The sequence below is a fragment of the Saccharopolyspora galaxeae genome (assembly GCF_016526145.1).
In the GTDB taxonomy this organism is placed as follows: domain Bacteria; phylum Actinomycetota; class Actinomycetes; order Mycobacteriales; family Pseudonocardiaceae; genus Saccharopolyspora_C; species Saccharopolyspora_C galaxeae.
In genome coordinates this window covers 24,946-40,067 of sequence record NZ_JADDUE010000019.1, presented here as the reverse complement: position 1 = coordinate 40,067, position 15,122 = coordinate 24,946, and the positions used below count along the sequence as shown (strand labels likewise).

Here is a 15,122-nt window from a genome sequence, read left to right as displayed (position 1 = left end):
CGCGCGCGCACCCCGGCCACGGCCGAAAGTGTGGCTGCCGATGATCCGCCATTCCTCCAGAAGGACCGTTCGCCGTCCTCGCAGGTGCAGCGGTCGATCCTCGCGGATCGTCCGCGGAAATGCGGTTGGGAAATTCCCGGAGTCCGGTGCGGCCGTTCGGCGGAAGAAACGCGGGGAACCGTTCCTTAACGTTCGGAATGGCGGAATCGCCCGGAACATGCGTTCTCGATGAGGAGGATCGATGCGGGGCCGACGTTTGCGGACATCGCTGACCGTGACCGGCCTCGCTGCGGCCGCGCTGCTCACCGCCGGTTTCACGCCCGCGGTCACCGAGCAGCCCGGCTACCGCGACCCGGCCGCACCCGTGCCGGAACGCGTGCAGGACCTGATGTCGCGGATGTCGCTGGACGACAAGCTCGGGCAGATGGTGCAGTCCGAGCGGGTCGCCGCCGGGCCGCAGGAAGCGGCGCAGTACCGCCTCGGCTCGGTGCTCAGCGGCGGCGGTTCCGCGCCCGAGCCGAACACCGCCGAAGCCTGGGCGGACATGTACGACGAGTACCAGCGCGCGGCGCTGGCCACGCCGCTGGGAATTCCGCTGCTCTACGGCGTGGACGCGGTGCACGGCCACAACAACGTGCACGGCGCGACGATCTACCCGCACAACATCGGGCTCGGCGCGACCGCGGACCCGGACTTGGTGCGGCGCATCGGCGCGGCGACGGCCGAAGAGGTCGCCGCCACCGGCATCGACTGGGACTTCGCACCTTGCCTGTGCGTGGCGCGCGACGACCGCTGGGGCCGCACCTACGAATCCTTCGGCGAGACGCCGCAGCAGGCATCGGCGATGAGCAGCGCGGTCACCGGGCTGCAAGGCGAGCGCCTGGGCGGTTCGCCGTCCTCGGTGCTGGCGACCGCGAAGCACTACGTCGGCGACGGCGGCACCACCGGCGGCGACGACCAGGGCAACGCCGAGATCAGCGAGCAGGAACTGCGCGAGATCCACCTGCCGCCGTTCCGCGAGGCGATCGAGCGCGGCGCCGGTTCGGTGATGATCTCCTACAGCAGCTGGAACGACGTGAAGCTGCACGCGAACCGCTACCTCGTCACCGACGTGCTCAAGGACGAGCTCGGCTTCGGCGGCATCGTGGTCTCCGACTACGACGCCATCGACAAGATCGACGGGCGGGAGGACTTCACGCCGGAGGAGGTGCGCGCCTCGGTCAACGCAGGGCTGGACATGATCATGATGTCCGATCGGCACGAGAAGTTCCTGGACTACCTGCGCGCCGAGGTGGAATCCGGCCGGGTGCCGATGACGCGCATCGACGACGCGAACCGGCGCATCCTCACCAAGAAGTTCGAGCTCGGCCTGTTCGAGCGCCCGTTCGCCCAGCGCGACCTCCTTCCCGAGGTCGGCGGCGAGCAGCACCGGGCGCTGGCGCGCGAAGCGGTCCGCGAGTCGCAGGTGCTGCTCAAGAACGACGGGGTGCTCCCGCTGGCCAAGGACGGCAAGATCTTCGTGGCGGGCAAGAACGCCGACGACATCGGCAACCAGAGCGGCGGCTGGACGATCTCCTGGCAGGGCGGGAGCGGGGACGTCACCGAGGGCACCACGATCCTCGAGGGCATCCGGCGGTCCGCGCCCGGTGCGCAGGTCGACTACTCCCGCAACGGAGAAGGCGTCGACGACAGCTACCAGGCGGCCGTGGCGGTGGTCGGTGAGACCCCTTACGCGGAGTACGAGGGCGACCGGCCGGACGGGCTCGGTCTCGACGACGAAGACCTCGCCACCATCGCGAAGCTGCGCGAGTCCGGCGTCCCGGTGGTCGTGCTGACCGTCTCCGGGCGGCCGCTGGACGTCGCCGGTGAACTGGACGGCTGGAACGCGCTGCTGGCGTCCTGGCTGCCGGGGTCCGAAGGGCAGGGGGTGGCCGACGTGCTGTTCGGCGACCACAACCCGACCGGGAAGCTGCCGATGAGCTGGATGCGCTCGTTCGACCAGCAGCCGATCAACGAAGGCGACGGCCAGGACGCCCTGTTCCCGCTGGGATTCGGGCTCCGATACCCGAGCTGACCTCGCACCGGCACTGCTGCGGCGACGAGCGCGCAACCGGCCGATGCCCAGGTCGCGCACGACCCGGTCGAGCGTGCTCGTAATCTGGGCGCATGGAGCCCGTGCTGCTCGATGCCGACAACCTCCGCAAGCGACTCGTGGAAGACGGCCCGTACTCGGCGCTGGACGTGGTCACCGTGACCGGGTCGACGAACACCGACCTGGTGCAGGCCGCCGGGCGCGGGGCGGCGGACCGGACGGTGCTGTTCGCCGAGGAGCAGCAGGCCGGGCGCGGCCGGTTGAGCCGCGGCTGGGTTTCCCCGCGCGGTCAGGGATTGCACGTCAGCGTGCTGCTGCGGCCGTCCACCGTGCCGCGCGAGGCCATCGCGTGGCTGCCGCTGATCGGCGGAGTCGCGCTCGCCGAGACGGTGCAGGCGATGTTCGGGCTCACCGCCAAGCTGAAGTGGCCGAACGACCTGCTGCTCGGCGACGCCGACCGCTGGCAGAAGGCCGCGGGCATCCTCGCCGAAGGGGTCGCCGCGCCGGACGGGATGGCGATCGTGCTCGGCATGGGCATCAACGTGCACCAGCAGGCCGCAGATCTGCCGCACGGCGCGGGCGGGCTGCCCGCGACCTCGCTGGCAGCGCAGGGTGCCGAGGTGGACCGCGAGGAGTTCGCCGTCGCCCTGCTCCGCGCGTTCGCCGATGCTGACCGGCAGTGGCGGGAACGGGACGGGGACGTGCTGGCCAGTGGCCTGCTGGACCGCTACCAGCGACTTTGCGGCACGCTCGGCCAGCGGATCCGGGTCGAGCTGGGCACCGAGGACCTGCGCGGCGTTGCCACCGACGTGGACCCGTCGGGACGGTTGGTGGTGCGCGGCGTGGACGGTGCCAGCACACCGGTCTCCGCGGGCGACGTGGTGCACCTTCGCCCCAACTGATCACGTGCGGAGGGCGCGCGGGAAGGTAGCGTGATCGGCGGCGGTGATTGAGGGAGGGATCTCCGGTGGCCTATCCGGACAGCCTGCTCGGTGAGGACGAGTACGTGGTGGTGCACACCCACCCGCACTGGAAGATGCTGTTCTTCCCGGTGCTGCTGTTCTTGGTGGTCGTCGGGGCCGGTTCGTACGGCGCCGCGATGGCCGGGCAGTACAGCTGGCACCTGCCCGCGTGGATCGCGATCGCCGTGGTCGGCGTGATCCTGGTGGTCTGGTGGACGCTCGCGCCGCTGCTGCGTTGGCGCACCACGCACTTCGTGGTCACCTCGCGGCGGCTGATGGTCCGCGAGGGCGTGTTCACCCGCACCGGCGTGGACATCCCGATGTGGCGGATCAACAGCGTGCGGTTCACCCAGGGCCTGGCCGACCGGATGCTCGGCTGCGGCACGCTGATCGTCGAGTCCGCCTCCGACGAGCCGCTGGAGTTCGACGACATCCCCGGTGTGCAGCGGGTGCACACCCTGCTCTACCACGAGGTCAACGACGACGTGGACGAGCACCACGGCGAGCAGCAGCGATGAGCGCGCCCGAGCTCGGCCTTCCGATGCGGGTGCCCTCGCCGGAGCCGGCCGGGCTGCCCGCCGAGGTCACGATCTGGGAGGTCGGCCCGCGGGACGGCCTGCAGAACGAGCAGGGCGTGCTGCCAGCCGAGGTGAAGCTCGAGTTCCTGCACCGGCTCGCCGCGGCCGGGCTGCCCGTCGTGGAGACGACCAGCTTCGTGCGCCCGGAGTGGGTGCCGCAGCTGGCCGACGCGGCCGACGTGCTGGCCGGGCTGCGACCCCGTTCCGGAGTGCGCTATCCGGTGCTGGTGCCGAACGCGCGCGGGCTGGACCGGGCGCTGGAGTCCGGGGTCACCGACATCGCGATCTTCGCATCGGCGACCGAGGCCTTCAGCCGCCGCAACCTCAACCGCGGCCTGGACGAGCAGTTCGCGATGTTCGAGCCGGTGGTGACTCGCGCGGTCGAAGCGGGCATGACCGTGCGGGGCTACCTGTCGATGGTGTTCGGCGACCCCTGGGAGGGGCCGGTGCCGGTCGAGCAGGCCGTGCGGGCGGGCCGCAGGCTGCTGGACATGGGCTGCGACCAGCTCTCGCTCGGCGACACGATCGGCGTGGCCACGCCCGGGCACGTCGAGGCGGTGCTGCGGGCGTGCACCGCGGCGGACGTGCCGGTTTCGCGGCTGGCGGTGCACTTCCACGACACCTACGGACAGGCGTTGTCCAACACCTGCGCGGCGCTGCGGCTCGGAGTGTCCACTGTGGATGCTTCGGCGGGCGGGCTGGGCGGTTGCCCGTACGCGAAGTCGGCGACCGGCAACCTCGCCACCGAGGACCTGGTGTGGATGCTCGACGGGCTCGGCATCGGGCACGGCGTGGATCTCGCCGCGCTGGCCGCGACCAGCGCCTGGATGGCCGAGCAGCTGGGCCGCCCGAGCCCGTCCGGCGTGGTCCGAGCGCTCACCGGCTGACTCAGCCGTCCTGGCCGGGCGCGTCGCGGGTGCCGAACAGGGCGACGAAGGTGAACCGCAGAACCCGCTGGTCGTCGCGATCGGCGGTGCCGGTGACCTCCACCAGCCCCAGCCCGGGTTTGCTGTGCGAGCGCCTGCTGCTGTTGACGACCATGCCGAAGCGCAGCTCGTCGTCCGGGAACACCGGTGCGCTCCAGGTGAGCTCGTTGCCACCGGGCGAGCCCTGCGAGGTCGAATCGCCCACGACGTGATCCACGTAGGCCCGCATCCACAGCGAAGCCGTGTACCAGCCGCTCGCGCACAACCCGCCGAGCACGGAGCGCTTGCCCGCTTCTTCGTCGACGTGGAACGGCTGCGGGTCGAACCGCCGGGCGAACTCCACCATCTCCGTCCGGTCGATCCGCACCGAGCCCAGGTCGAAGACCCGGCCGGGCGTGAGGTCCTCGTACGCGATCGCCACCATGACCGCATCATCGCAGCCGACCAAGGCCCTGCGGCGGTGCTCCCCGGCATCCGCGGGCGGACGATCCGGCTCGGATCATGCGGGCGCGGCATGGAACCATTCGGTGGACGGTGCGCGTCGTTCCGGTGATCGCCTCCGGCGCGGTGCCACCGACACCACCGGCGTGAGCGGAAAGGGCAGGGGTGAGCACCGATGGGCGTCGAACCTCCCGCGCCGGATGGGAAAGGCCCGGCTTGGCAGGCGGAGGGCGAGCACACCGGTCCCGTGTCGATCGGTTCGTCGTCCGCCGGGTCCGCGGCAGGTGGCTGGAGAGTCGAAGGCGTGGACCCGGCTTCGGTGACCGCGCCGCGTTCGCTGCATCAAGCGTGGTCGGCCATGTCGTCCTCCGCGCCGGCAGGGCAGGGCCGGCCCGGCAGCGGTGGGCAGCAGCGCGGCTCCGCGCAACAGCCCGCATTTCCGCAAGGATGGGCGCCCGGCCCACCGGTCCGGCCGGCTCAGCCCGCGCAACCGCCGGTTCGTCCGGGGCAGCCCGGCGGGCAACCGAATCAGGCCGGTCAGCAGGCACCCGGCGCACCAGCTCCGCACCCCGGACAACCGGCGGTCGGGCAGCGCTCCCCGTACCGGGCTCGGCAGGCCGGGTACCCGGGCGCGCCGTACCCGCCGAACCGGCCGCCCTATCCGCAGCCGCCGCGCGCCGAGCAGGCCGCCGCTCCCGGGCATCGCCAAGGCGAGCACAAGGAGACGGTGGCGTTCATGCTGCACCAGTTCCCGATCGGCCATCTGCCGGTCGCCCAGACCAACGCCAGCAGGCAGTTGCCCGATCCGGGGGCCGCGCGCCGCTTCGGGCCGCTGGATCACCCGCGCTCGGAGCTCGTCGGTGACCGGGACGCGTTGGCCCGGGTGCGCTCCGGGAAACTTCCCCCGCCGGATGCCCGCGGAGCTGCGTCGCGCCCCGAAGACTTCACCGCCGATCACGAGCCGCTGGCCGAACTGTCCGAGCACGCGTGGGACCGCGAATACCGCAGCACCGGATCCGATTACCGGTGGCCGCCCGACGAGTTCCCGGAGGGCTGCACCGAGGCCGGTGAGCCGATCGTGCTCGACCCGGACACGGTCCTCGACGAGCTCGGCGACGGCGAAGGCCGCGTCGCTGCGCCGGAGGGGACGGCGTTCACCGAGCGCAGCTTGCCGCCCGAGTACCTGGAGCTGCCGTACCACCGGTACCGCGTGCTGCACCCGTTGCCGGTGTGGCGAGCCGTGACCGCGCCGTGGTTCGGCGCGCGCGGCGGCGGCGTCCGCTACCGGACCACGCACCCGTTGGCGGAGCTGGTGGCGTTGGGCCTGCTCGCGGAGCTCGCCCCGGCGTTGGAGGAAACCGGCACCATCCGGCTGGAACGTTCGACCGTGCAGCGGGCCGAGACGGAGGCGGGCACGGCTCGGATGCGCGCTGAGCCGGCTGCCGCGCGGGAGGAAGCGACTGAGGGGAGCGCGGAGTGAACACCGAATCGGTGCTCGGCTGGCTCACGGCGATGGGCGTGCCCGCGGAACTGGTCTCGCTCGGTGCCGAAGCGGACAACGCCTGGTGCCTGCTGCGCACCGAGATCGACGGCGTGCCCGGCTGGGAGGTGTTCTGGCGCGAGCAGGGCAACCGCTACGACTGGGCGCGGTTCAGCAGCGAGCAGGTCGCCTGCTTCTACCTGTTCGGCAGGCTCACCTGGACGCAGGCGCTGCGCGGCGTGATCGGCCCGGTCGACCGGACCTCGAAGCCCACCGGCACGACCGTGCAGGAGCCCGCCACGCCGCCGAGCGGTACGCCCGCCCAGTCCTGAAGCGCCAGTCCTGAAGCGATCAGCGCCGCAGGAGGGCCAGCGCGTCCGCGTGCAGGTGGCCGTTCGAGGTGAGCACCGTGCCGCCGCGGTGATCCGCGGTCCCGTCCAGGTCGGTGAAGGTGCCGCCGGCCTCTTGCACGAGCACCTGCGCGGCGGCCACGTCCCACGGGTTCACGATCGGTTCCGCGGCCAGGTCGATGGCGCCTTCGGCGACCAGGCAGTGCTGCCAGAAGTCGCCGAACGCCCGGTTCTCCCAGCAGGCGTCCACCAGCCGCAGGTAGGACTCCCGCGAGTGGTGCTCGACCCAGGTGCCCAGGTGCGTGGTGGACACGTAGGCGTCGGCGAGTTCCCGCACGCCCGACACCGCGATCCGCTCGGGGCCCGCGCCGCCGGAAGCCCACGCGCCCTGCCCGACCGCGGCCCACCAGCGCCTGCCCAGCGCCGGCGCGCTGATCACGCCCACCACCGGCGTGCCGTGCTCGACCAGTGCGATCAGCGTCGCCCAGGCGGGCACGCCGCGCAGGAAGTTCTTCGTGCCGTCGATCGGGTCCAGCACCCAGGCGCGCGGCCCCGAGGCGTCCCCGCCGCGCTCCTCGCCCGCGACCTCGTCACCGGGCCGCTGCTCGGCCAGCACCGCGCGCACCGCGTCCTCCACCGCGAGGTCCGCGTCGGTGACCGGGGTGCGGTCGGGTTTGCTGGTCACGTCCAGGTCCTGGGCGCGGAACCGGGCGGTGGTGCGCGCGTCCGCGGTGTCGGCCAGGTGCAGCGCGAGTTCCAGGTCAGCGGCGATCGTCACGCTCGGAACCTTAATCGTGCCCGCCGATGGCGCAGCGGCCCCGCCCCCCGGCGAACGCTCCCTAGAGACGAGTCTGATCTTGGCGGACATCTAGGGTGGGGAGCGTGAGCGTAGTGCTGCTGGCCGAGGACGACCCAGCCATTGCTGTGCCGTTGTCGAGGGCGCTGCAGCGGGAGGGCTACTCGGTGCGTGTGATCGAGGACGGCCCTGCCGCGTTGCGGGAGGCGTCGTCCGGCGTGATCGACCTGATGGTGCTGGACCTCGGGCTGCCGGAAATGGACGGCCTGGAGGTGTGCCGCAGGCTGCGCGCGCAGGGCCGCGGCATCCCGGTGCTGATGCTCACCGCCCGCACCGACGAGGTCGACTTCGTGGTCGGCCTGGACGCGGGCGCGGACGACTACGTGGCCAAACCGTTCCGGCTGGCCGAGCTGATGGCCCGCATCCGGGCGCTGCTGCGCCGCGGCTCGCCGGAAACGCTGGAGGCGTCCGGGGTCCGCCTGGAGCTCACCGCGCGGCGGGTGCTGGTCGACGAGCAGGAGGTCGGCCTGGCCAACAAGGAGTTCGAGCTGCTGCGGGTGCTGATGCAGCACGCGGGCCAGGTCGTCACCCGCGAGGAGATCCTGCACGAGGTGTGGCCGGAAGCCAGCCGCAAGGGCAGCAAAACCCTGGACATGCACATCTCGTGGCTGCGCCGGAAGCTCGGCGACGGCAACGGCCGCGCCGATGAGCAGCGGATCGCGACCGTGCGCGGCGTCGGGTTCCGGTTCAACGCGGACTGACCATGCGCAGGCGGATCCTGGCGGCGACGTTGCTGGCGGTGGCGGTCACGGCCGTGGTGCTCGGGCTGCCGCTGGGCGTGACCGCGCTGAAGCTGGTCGAGGACTTCACCCGGGCCGATCTGTCCACCCGCTCGCAGCAGATCGCGACCTCGCTGGACGAGCAGGTCGCTTCGCACCGGCCGATCGACGTCGAGTCGGTGCTGCTGGCGGTGCCGCGCGGGGCGCAGCTGGTGGTGCGCACCAAGCAGCAGGACTACGTGTACGGCTCCGACCCGGGGCCCTCGCCGCTGACCGAGAGGGTGCCGATGGTGCAGAGCGGCACCGTCACGCTGTCGGCTCCGAGCGCGCCGGTGCGCACGCAGCAGTTCCAGGTCGCAGGGCTGGTGCTGCTGCTGGTGGTGATCTCGGCGGGTACCGGGATGGTGGTCGCCGGGCTGACCGCGCGGCGGCTCGCCGACCCGCTGCGGCACGTCGCGGCGCGGGCCGCGCGGCTCGGCGCGGGCGACTTCCGGGCCGACCCGAAGCGGCACGAGGTGCCCGAGCTGGACCGGGTGGCCGACGCGCTGGACGCTTCCGGCGCGGCGTTGTCGCACCTGGTGCAGCGGGAGCGGGAACTCGTCGGCGACGTGTCGCACCAGTTGCGCAGCAGGCTCACCGCCTTGCAGCTGCGTCTGGAAGCGCTGGCCGAAGTGCCGGACCAGGAGGTCTCGGAGGAGGCCACCGCCGCGCTGGAGCAGGCCGAGCGGCTCTCCAGCGTGCTCGACGACCTGCTCGCCGCCGCCACCGCGGCCAGGGCGCGGGACGCGGAGCCGCTGGACGTCTCGGCGTTGCTGGCGGAGGCGGCGACGGAGTGGCGGGACCTGCTGCGCGCGCAGAGCCGGACGCTGCGGCAACGGGTGCCGGAGGGGCTGCTGGCCAGGGCGACGCCCGCCCGGTTGCGCGAAGCCATCGGGGTGCTGCTGGACAACGCCCTGCGGCACGGCAAGGGAGCGGTGACGCTGGCTGCCCGCGAGGGCGGCGGGACGGTCGTCGTGGAGGTCGGCGACGCCGGGCCGGGCGTTCCGGACCAGCTGGTGCCGTACGTGTTCGATCGCGGGTTCTCCGCGGGCGGCTCGACCGGTGTCGGGCTGGCGCTGGCGCGGGCGTTGATCGAGGCGGACGGCGGGCGGCTCGAACTCAGCAAGGCCCGGCCCGCGCTGTTCGAGATCTACCTGCCGGTGGCACGTGCCGATGACGTGCTCGGCGTTCCCTGGAAGATCGAGTCGACGCCGCGCTGAGGCCACCCGGTTTCGTGCGGCCGAGACGAATCGCGGCGAGCTATTCGTCTTGTTCGGAATCGCCGGAAGGGAACACCCAGCGCCGGAACGCCCACCACCGGAATGCCATGCCCAGCAGCAATCCGACGATCTGCGCGGCGGTGAAGTCCGCGATCTCCTCGACGAACCTGCTGGTGTAGGGCTCCTGCAGGTGCAGCGCGTACCGCGAGAACCACAGCGGCGCGGCGTACAGCGCGACCCCGATACCGCTGAACAGGAAGTACAGCGCCGCCTCGTGGTGGCGTTCGCGCCCGCCCCTGGTGCGGAACGACCATTCCCGGTTGAGCACGTAGGAGGCGATCGTGGCCACCAGCACGGCGATCACTTTCGCGGTGACCGGTTTCGGCACCAGGATCGTCAGCTTCAGCCCGTAGAAGATCGCGGTGTCGACGAAGAACGTGATCGCACCGACGACCGCGAACTTGAGCAGTTCGCGGTGCCGGATCGCCACGTTTCGGTACGGCTGCGGGATGCGGGTGAGCACCGAATCGACGACGGACACGGCGGCAATTTTACGTGGCGGTCGGCGCGCTTCCGGTGGCCGGTCGTCGGCGCGGACCGCCGCGTGCGCGGCAGTGAGTCACCGCCGCACGCGGCAGTGAGTCACCGCCGCACGCGGCAGTGAGTCACCGCCCGGACAGGTCCCGCAGCGGCCAGGGCCACGGCCGGGTTCCGGACGGCGCGTCCGGCTCGTCGTGTTCCGGCCGCGAGGTTTCCTGCTGCGGCGGGTCGTCCGGCGGTTGCAGCAGGTCCGGCAGTTCCGGTGGTTCGGGCGGTTCCGGGTGCTGCGGTGATTCCGGCGGCCGGGGCGGTTCCGGAGGCTGTGGCGGCTCCGGTGGCTCGGGCGGTTCCGGAGGTTCTGGGGACTCGGGCGGCTCGGGCCACCAGCAGTGCCACCAGCCCTGTCCGGGGAACTCCGGAATGCCCGGGCACGGCTTCGGTGGCACTCCCGGATACCGCAACCGCAAGGTCAGCGAGTCGCTGTCGCTCGCCTGCCCGAGCGTGGCCTGAGCGGGAATGGTGACCTGCCGCTCGGCGTCCGCCACGGGCGCGTCCTGGAACGTCAGCAGCCACAGGTCGCCCTCGAAGGACTCGCCGGGCCGCAAGTCCTTGGCGCACCGCAGCTGCCGCTCGGACGGGTGCACCTCGCACTCCGGCGGAATCCCGATCGCGCGGGTGCCTTCCGGCAGCCGAGCCATCGCTTCGGCACGACCGGCCGTGCGGCCGGTGTTGCGCACGTCCAGTTCGAGGTGCACCGGCGGATGATCGTCGACCTGCTCGGACAGGCCCTCGTCGAACGCCGCGCGGGAGACCCGCACGTCCACGCCGTCGGCGGGGGCCAGCCGGACCCGGATCGCGGAGAGCTGCAGGTCGATCGTGGCGCCGGAGGTGATCTGCGCGCGGATCTCGCCTTCCGAAGCGTTCGGCGCCGCCTGCACGCGCAGGCGGAAGGTGAGGTGGCCACCCGGCGGCACACCGCGATCCGAAGTGCACCGCACGCCGCCCTCGTACGCCTGGCAACGAACCTGCGGCTCGCCGGCCGGTGCGGCGGAGCGGGCGCTCGCCGGAGTGGTGCTCGCGGGTCCGGTGCTTGCTGGAGCGGCGCGTGCGGTGGCAATGCCTGCCGAGCCGGAGCCGGCTGGAGCAGTGCTTCGCGGACCCGCGCTGGACGCAGCGGTGCCGGCCGGCGCAGCGCTCGCAGGCGTAGTGCTGGCGGGCGTAGTGCTGGCGGGGGCGGTGCTGCTCGCCGGAGCGGTGCCTGCCGGGCCGCTGGCCTGCGTGGTCGCCCCCGGAACCTCGGCGCTCACTCCGGGCGGCAACGAGAGCGTCGCGGTGACCGGCTCGGAAGTCATCTGACCGCGGTTGGTCACGGTGATCGGCAGCTCGACCGCGGGCCCGCCGGGCACCAGCTCCAACGGCTGCGCGGGCCCCGTCGCGTGCAGATCCGGGATCGCCGGGGGCGGCGCCGGTGCCTCCGGCTGCGGCTGCGGAGCCCGTTGCGGCTGCGGTGGCGCGGGTTTCGGCGCCGGTGGCTGCGGCAGCACCGCCTGCGGAGCGGGCGGGTCGGAAGCGACCGGCCCCAGCGAGGCAGTCCCGGAGGTCAGCGCCAGCAGCACGGTCAGCACCAGCGCGGTCGCGGCGGCCCCGCTGGAGATCGCCTGCCGCGGCACCGAACTCGCCGCGTTAGCCGCACCCGCCGCACCGGCCCCGGCAGCCGAGACCGATCCCGCGGCCGGTGCCGCCGCCAGGTAGGCGGCCGCACCGGCGCCCAGCACCAGCGGCGCCACCACGGCGCGCAGCCCGCCGTTGACCTCGGCCAGCTCGGCCGCGAGCGCGCGGCAGCGGTCGCAGTCGTCCAAGTGGTGATCGACCTGCGCGGTTTCCCGCCGGGACAGCCCGCCCCTGGTCCACGCGCCGAGCCTGCCGACCGCCGCGCGGCAGGCTTGCAGGCCCGGCTGCTCGGGATCCAGCGAACTCAGGTGCACCTGCAGGTACGCCTGCCGCAGCCCTTCCCGGGCGCGGTAGGCAAGCGCCGAGACGCCGTTCGGCGTGAGTCCCAGGATCGGCCCGACCTGCGCGGGGGTCTGCCCTTCGATCTCGATGTGCCAGAGCACGGTCTGCCACCGCTCCGGCAGCTGCGTGAACGCCCGCGCGGCCAGCGAACGCTCCAGCCCGGCCACGGCGGTGTCGTTGAACGGCACGCTCAGATCCGCCCCGGAGACCTCCGCGACGTCGTCGGCCAGCTGCAGCTTGCGTTCCCGGCGGGTGCGGTCGTAGGCCACGTGCCGCAGCGAGGTCAGCAGGTAGGCGCGGAACGCGGTGCTCGGGCCGTGCCCGCCGCGCAGCGCGTCGAGCACCTTCGCGAACGCCTCCGAGACCAGGTCGTCGGCCTCCGATCCGGAGCGGGCGACCTGCCGGGCCATGTTGTGCGCGGCGGCCACGTGCCGTTCGTACAGCGTTCCGTACGCCTCGGTGGAACCGTGCCGGACGGCTTCGATCAGTTCCCCGTCGCTGGGGTCCTGCGCTTCTGCCGGGGCTGTGGCCACGCCGCACCTTCCTTCGTGGTCCGCTGTCTCGATCCGCCGCGGCGCCCCTTCGGCGAGACGCCGGTCGGCGCTGCGGCGAACGGCCGCGCACCGGCACCGCCGATCAGCGCAAGAACCGCCCAATCGAACCATTCGCGGTGCCGGAGGTCGATCCGCCAACGCGGTGCGAACCGACCGCCCACCATTGTGATCGACTCCTCCGCAGGCGCCGCAGGCAGTCTTGCGTCATACCGGAACCCGCAGGTCGTCCCAGTTGCCGAAGGGGGTCGGAGATGACTGAACGGATCCGGAGCGCTGCAGGCGGCGAGCGGGCGCTGCGGGCGCGCTGGCGCACCGCGAGCCTCGCCGCGGGATGGCCCTTCCCGAGCGACTGGGGCATCCGGGCGGTGCGCGAGGTGTGCCGCGCGGTGGCGACCGGCGCGGAGCTGGCGGAGCCGCTGGGCGAACTCGGCGCGGGCCGCGCGGAATCCGGTGTCGGGCTCGCCGAGGCGTTGCAGGACGTCGCCGCGCTGCACGCGGTGAGCACGGGCTCGCACCAGGACGGGCTGGTCTCGGCCGATCCGGACGCGGTGCCCGCAGCGATGCTGCGGCCGGTCGCGCTGGGCTGGGCCGATGTGCAGGCCGAGCACACCGTGGACCGCGAGGTGCAGGACCCGCTGACCGGCCTGACCACCGCGTCCTACCTGCGGACCCGGCTGCACGAGGTGTACCGGGGAGCGCGCGCCGCCGGGCGGTCCCCGGACGCCGACCACGTGCTGATCAGCGTGTCCGTGCAGATGCCGCGGGCTTCGGGCCGCTATCCGCTGATGATGGCCATGGTGCTCGCCGCCGACGTGCTGCGGGAGGTGTTCGACTCCGGTGAGACGGTGTCGTTGCTGCGCACGAGCACGGCTGCGGTGCTGGCGCCGCGGGACGAGCGGTTCTCCGAGCGCTGCGAGCAGGTTCGGCTGCAGGCCGCACAGCGGATCGCGGCCGATCCGGCGCTGCGGCCGGTCGGGCCGGTGCGGGTGCAGGAGGAGCCACTGCCGGAGGACCACGCCACGGCCTGCGCGATGCTCGGCACGCTGGACTGAGTTCGAGCAAGCCGCTCGGCCGCTGCGAAAGTGCCGCACGTCGCCATTCGGCGGTCCCCATCGAGATGATCAGTGCGGGCGTCTTTAAGCTGCGTAGCCGTGGACCACCGCACTCGTACTCCCGTCGTCGGCATGGTCGGTGGCGGACAGCTCGCGCGGATGACGCACCAGGCCGCGATCGCCCTGGGGCAGTCGTTGAAGGTGCTGGCCGCCGCCCCGGACGACCCGGCGGCGCTGGTCGCGCCGGACGTCCAGATCGGTCCCCACACCGACCTGGCCGCGCTGCGCGCGTTCGCGCAAGGCTGCGACGCCGTCACGTTCGACCACGAGCACGTGCCCGGGGAGCACCTGCGGGAGCTGGTCGCCGCGGGTGCCGCCGTGCACCCCGGCCCGGACGCGCTGCTGCACGCGCAGGACAAGCTGGTGATGCGCCGCAAGCTCGCGGAGATGGGCCTGCCGGTGCCGCCGTTCGCGGAGATCCGCTCGGTCTCCGACGCGTTGGAGTTCGGCGCCGAGCACGGCTGGCCCTGCGTGCTCAAGACCGCTCGCGGCGGCTACGACGGCCGCGGCGTGTGGACGCTGAACACGCCGGAGAGCGCGCAGCGCACCGTCACCGAGCTGCTCGAAGCCGGCGCCGTGCTGCTGGCCGAGCAGCGGGTTCCGCTGCGCCGCGAGCTCGCCGCGCTGGTCGCGCGTTCCCCGTTCGGACAAGGCGCCGCGTGGCCGCTGGTCGAGACGGTGCAGTCGGAGGGGATCTGCGTGCAGGTCCTCGCGCCCGCCCCGGACGCCTCGGAGCAGCTGCGCGAGCAGGCGCAGAACATGGCGCTGCAGATCGCCGAAGAGCTCGGCGTGGTCGGCGTGCTGGCGGTGGAGCTGTTCGAGACCGCCGACGGCCTGGTGATCAACGAGCTGGCGATGCGGCCGCACAACTCGGGCCACTGGAGCATGGAGGGCGCGCTCACTTCGCAGTTCGAGCAGCACGTGCGGGCGGTGCTGGACTACCCGCTGGGCAGCACGGGCCTGACCGCGCCCGCCGTGGTCATGGCGAACGTGCTGGGCGCACCCACCGAACCGAAGATGGGCGTCGACGAGCGGATGCACCACCTGTTCGCGCGATTCCCGCACGCGAAGGTGCACCTCTACGGCAAGGCCGAGCGCCCAGGGCGCAAGATCGGGCACGTGAACGTGCTCGGCGAGGACATGAGCGCGGTGCGCCGCGAGGCCGACCTGGCCGCGCACTTCCTGTCGCACGGGGAATGGGCCGACGGCCACCTCGTGCACTGAGCGGCCCTGCCGGGCG

General features: G+C 72.7%; 14 protein-coding genes. 10 read left to right on the top strand and 4 right to left on the bottom strand.

Translation table 11 applies throughout. From position 1 onward, the window contains the following. The first annotated feature begins 241 nt into the window (after nucleotides 1-241). The 4 genes from INP57_RS28260 to INP57_RS28245 all read left to right on the top strand — a co-directional run bounded on the left by INP57_RS28260 (nucleotide 242) and on the right by INP57_RS28245 (nucleotide 4,519). Nucleotides 242-2,074, top strand: a complete 1,833-nt coding sequence (locus tag INP57_RS28260) for a glycoside hydrolase family 3 protein (RefSeq protein ID WP_200073419.1) — start codon at nucleotides 242-244, stop codon at nucleotides 2,072-2,074. 92 nt (nucleotides 2,075-2,166) lie between these two features. After that, nucleotides 2,167-2,994, top strand: coding sequence for a biotin--[acetyl-CoA-carboxylase] ligase (locus tag INP57_RS28255; protein WP_200073418.1), 828 nt, complete (start codon nucleotides 2,167-2,169; stop codon nucleotides 2,992-2,994). A gap of 65 nt (nucleotides 2,995-3,059) precedes the next feature. Next, nucleotides 3,060-3,572: a PH domain-containing protein gene (locus INP57_RS28250; protein WP_200073417.1), complete on the top strand. Its 513-nt coding sequence runs from the start codon at nucleotides 3,060-3,062 to the stop codon at nucleotides 3,570-3,572. Beyond that, complete coding sequence (locus tag INP57_RS28245) at nucleotides 3,569-4,519, top strand: hydroxymethylglutaryl-CoA lyase (RefSeq protein WP_200073416.1); 951 nt, start codon at nucleotides 3,569-3,571, stop codon at nucleotides 4,517-4,519. The genes INP57_RS28250 and INP57_RS28245 overlap by 4 nt, the downstream gene beginning before the upstream one ends. A gap of 1 nt (nucleotide 4,520) precedes the next feature. Here the strand turns inward: INP57_RS28245 and INP57_RS28240 are convergent, their stop codons facing one another. Beyond that, entirely contained in the window at nucleotides 4,521-4,982 is a 462-nt protein-coding gene (locus INP57_RS28240) for a MaoC family dehydratase (protein WP_200073415.1), read from the bottom strand. A gap of 192 nt (nucleotides 4,983-5,174) precedes the next feature. Between INP57_RS28240 and INP57_RS28235 the strand changes: the two genes are divergently transcribed. Next, nucleotides 5,175-6,479 carry a TNT domain-containing protein gene (locus INP57_RS28235; RefSeq protein WP_200073414.1) on the top strand — a complete coding sequence of 435 codons (1,305 nt, stop codon included), beginning with the start codon at nucleotides 5,175-5,177 and terminating at the stop codon, nucleotides 6,477-6,479. Further along, nucleotides 6,476-6,811 (top strand): hypothetical protein, encoded by a 336-nt coding sequence (locus INP57_RS28230; protein ID WP_295141430.1) that lies wholly within the window; start codon nucleotides 6,476-6,478, stop codon nucleotides 6,809-6,811. The genes INP57_RS28235 and INP57_RS28230 overlap by 4 nt, the downstream gene beginning before the upstream one ends. A gap of 19 nt (nucleotides 6,812-6,830) precedes the next feature. Here INP57_RS28230 and hisN read toward each other — a convergent pair whose 3' ends face one another. Then, complete coding sequence (hisN, locus tag INP57_RS28225) at nucleotides 6,831-7,601, bottom strand: histidinol-phosphatase (protein ID WP_374220986.1); 771 nt, start codon at nucleotides 7,599-7,601, stop codon at nucleotides 6,831-6,833. A gap of 110 nt (nucleotides 7,602-7,711) precedes the next feature. On the opposite strand from hisN, the gene INP57_RS28220 reads away from it, so the two are divergent. Both INP57_RS28220 and INP57_RS28215 read left to right on the top strand, forming a co-directional pair. Beyond that, nucleotides 7,712-8,386 carry a response regulator transcription factor gene (locus tag INP57_RS28220; protein ID WP_200073412.1) on the top strand — a complete coding sequence of 225 codons (675 nt, stop codon included), beginning with the start codon at nucleotides 7,712-7,714 and terminating at the stop codon, nucleotides 8,384-8,386. 2 nt (nucleotides 8,387-8,388) lie between these two features. Next, nucleotides 8,389-9,663 (top strand): sensor histidine kinase, encoded by a 1,275-nt coding sequence (locus tag INP57_RS28215; protein WP_200073411.1) that lies wholly within the window; start codon nucleotides 8,389-8,391, stop codon nucleotides 9,661-9,663. 40 nt (nucleotides 9,664-9,703) lie between these two features. Here INP57_RS28215 and INP57_RS28210 read toward each other — a convergent pair whose 3' ends face one another. Further along, nucleotides 9,704-10,204, bottom strand: a complete 501-nt coding sequence (locus tag INP57_RS28210; RefSeq protein WP_200073410.1) for a GtrA family protein — start codon at nucleotides 10,202-10,204, stop codon at nucleotides 9,704-9,706. A 124-nt stretch (nucleotides 10,205-10,328) separates the two neighbouring features. Then, a complete protein-coding gene (locus INP57_RS28205; RefSeq protein WP_200073409.1) occupies nucleotides 10,329-12,749 on the bottom strand; it encodes a sigma-70 family RNA polymerase sigma factor in 2,421 nt (806 codons plus the stop codon). 272 nt (nucleotides 12,750-13,021) lie between these two features. Between INP57_RS28205 and INP57_RS28200 the strand changes: the two genes are divergently transcribed. Both INP57_RS28200 and INP57_RS28195 read left to right on the top strand, forming a co-directional pair. After that, nucleotides 13,022-13,822, top strand: coding sequence for a hypothetical protein (locus INP57_RS28200; RefSeq protein WP_233628525.1), 801 nt, complete (start codon nucleotides 13,022-13,024; stop codon nucleotides 13,820-13,822). A gap of 99 nt (nucleotides 13,823-13,921) precedes the next feature. Beyond that, on the top strand, nucleotides 13,922-15,106 hold the full coding sequence (locus tag INP57_RS28195) for a 5-(carboxyamino)imidazole ribonucleotide synthase (RefSeq protein WP_200073408.1): 1,185 nt from the start codon (nucleotides 13,922-13,924) through the stop codon (nucleotides 15,104-15,106). Nucleotides 15,107-15,122: the final 16 nt, after the last annotated feature.

Bases quoted from the DNA above. Each gene is read 5' to 3' on its own strand.
- INP57_RS28260 (WP_200073419.1), top strand. From the start codon at position 242: ATGCGGGGCCGACGTTTGCGGACATCGCTGACCGTGACCGGCCTCGCT.
- INP57_RS28255 (WP_200073418.1), top strand. From the start codon at position 2,167: ATGGAGCCCGTGCTGCTCGATGCCGACAACCTCCGCAAGCGACTCGTG.
- INP57_RS28245 (WP_200073416.1), top strand. From the start codon at position 3,569: ATGAGCGCGCCCGAGCTCGGCCTTCCGATGCGGGTGCCCTCGCCGGAG.
- INP57_RS28240 (WP_200073415.1), bottom strand. From the start codon at position 4,982: ATGGTGGCGATCGCGTACGAGGACCTCACGCCCGGCCGGGTCTTCGAC.
- INP57_RS28235 (WP_200073414.1), top strand. From the start codon at position 5,175: ATGGGCGTCGAACCTCCCGCGCCGGATGGGAAAGGCCCGGCTTGGCAG.
- INP57_RS28215 (WP_200073411.1), top strand. From the start codon at position 8,389: ATGCGCAGGCGGATCCTGGCGGCGACGTTGCTGGCGGTGGCGGTCACG.
- INP57_RS28200 (WP_233628525.1), top strand. From the start codon at position 13,022: ATGACTGAACGGATCCGGAGCGCTGCAGGCGGCGAGCGGGCGCTGCGG.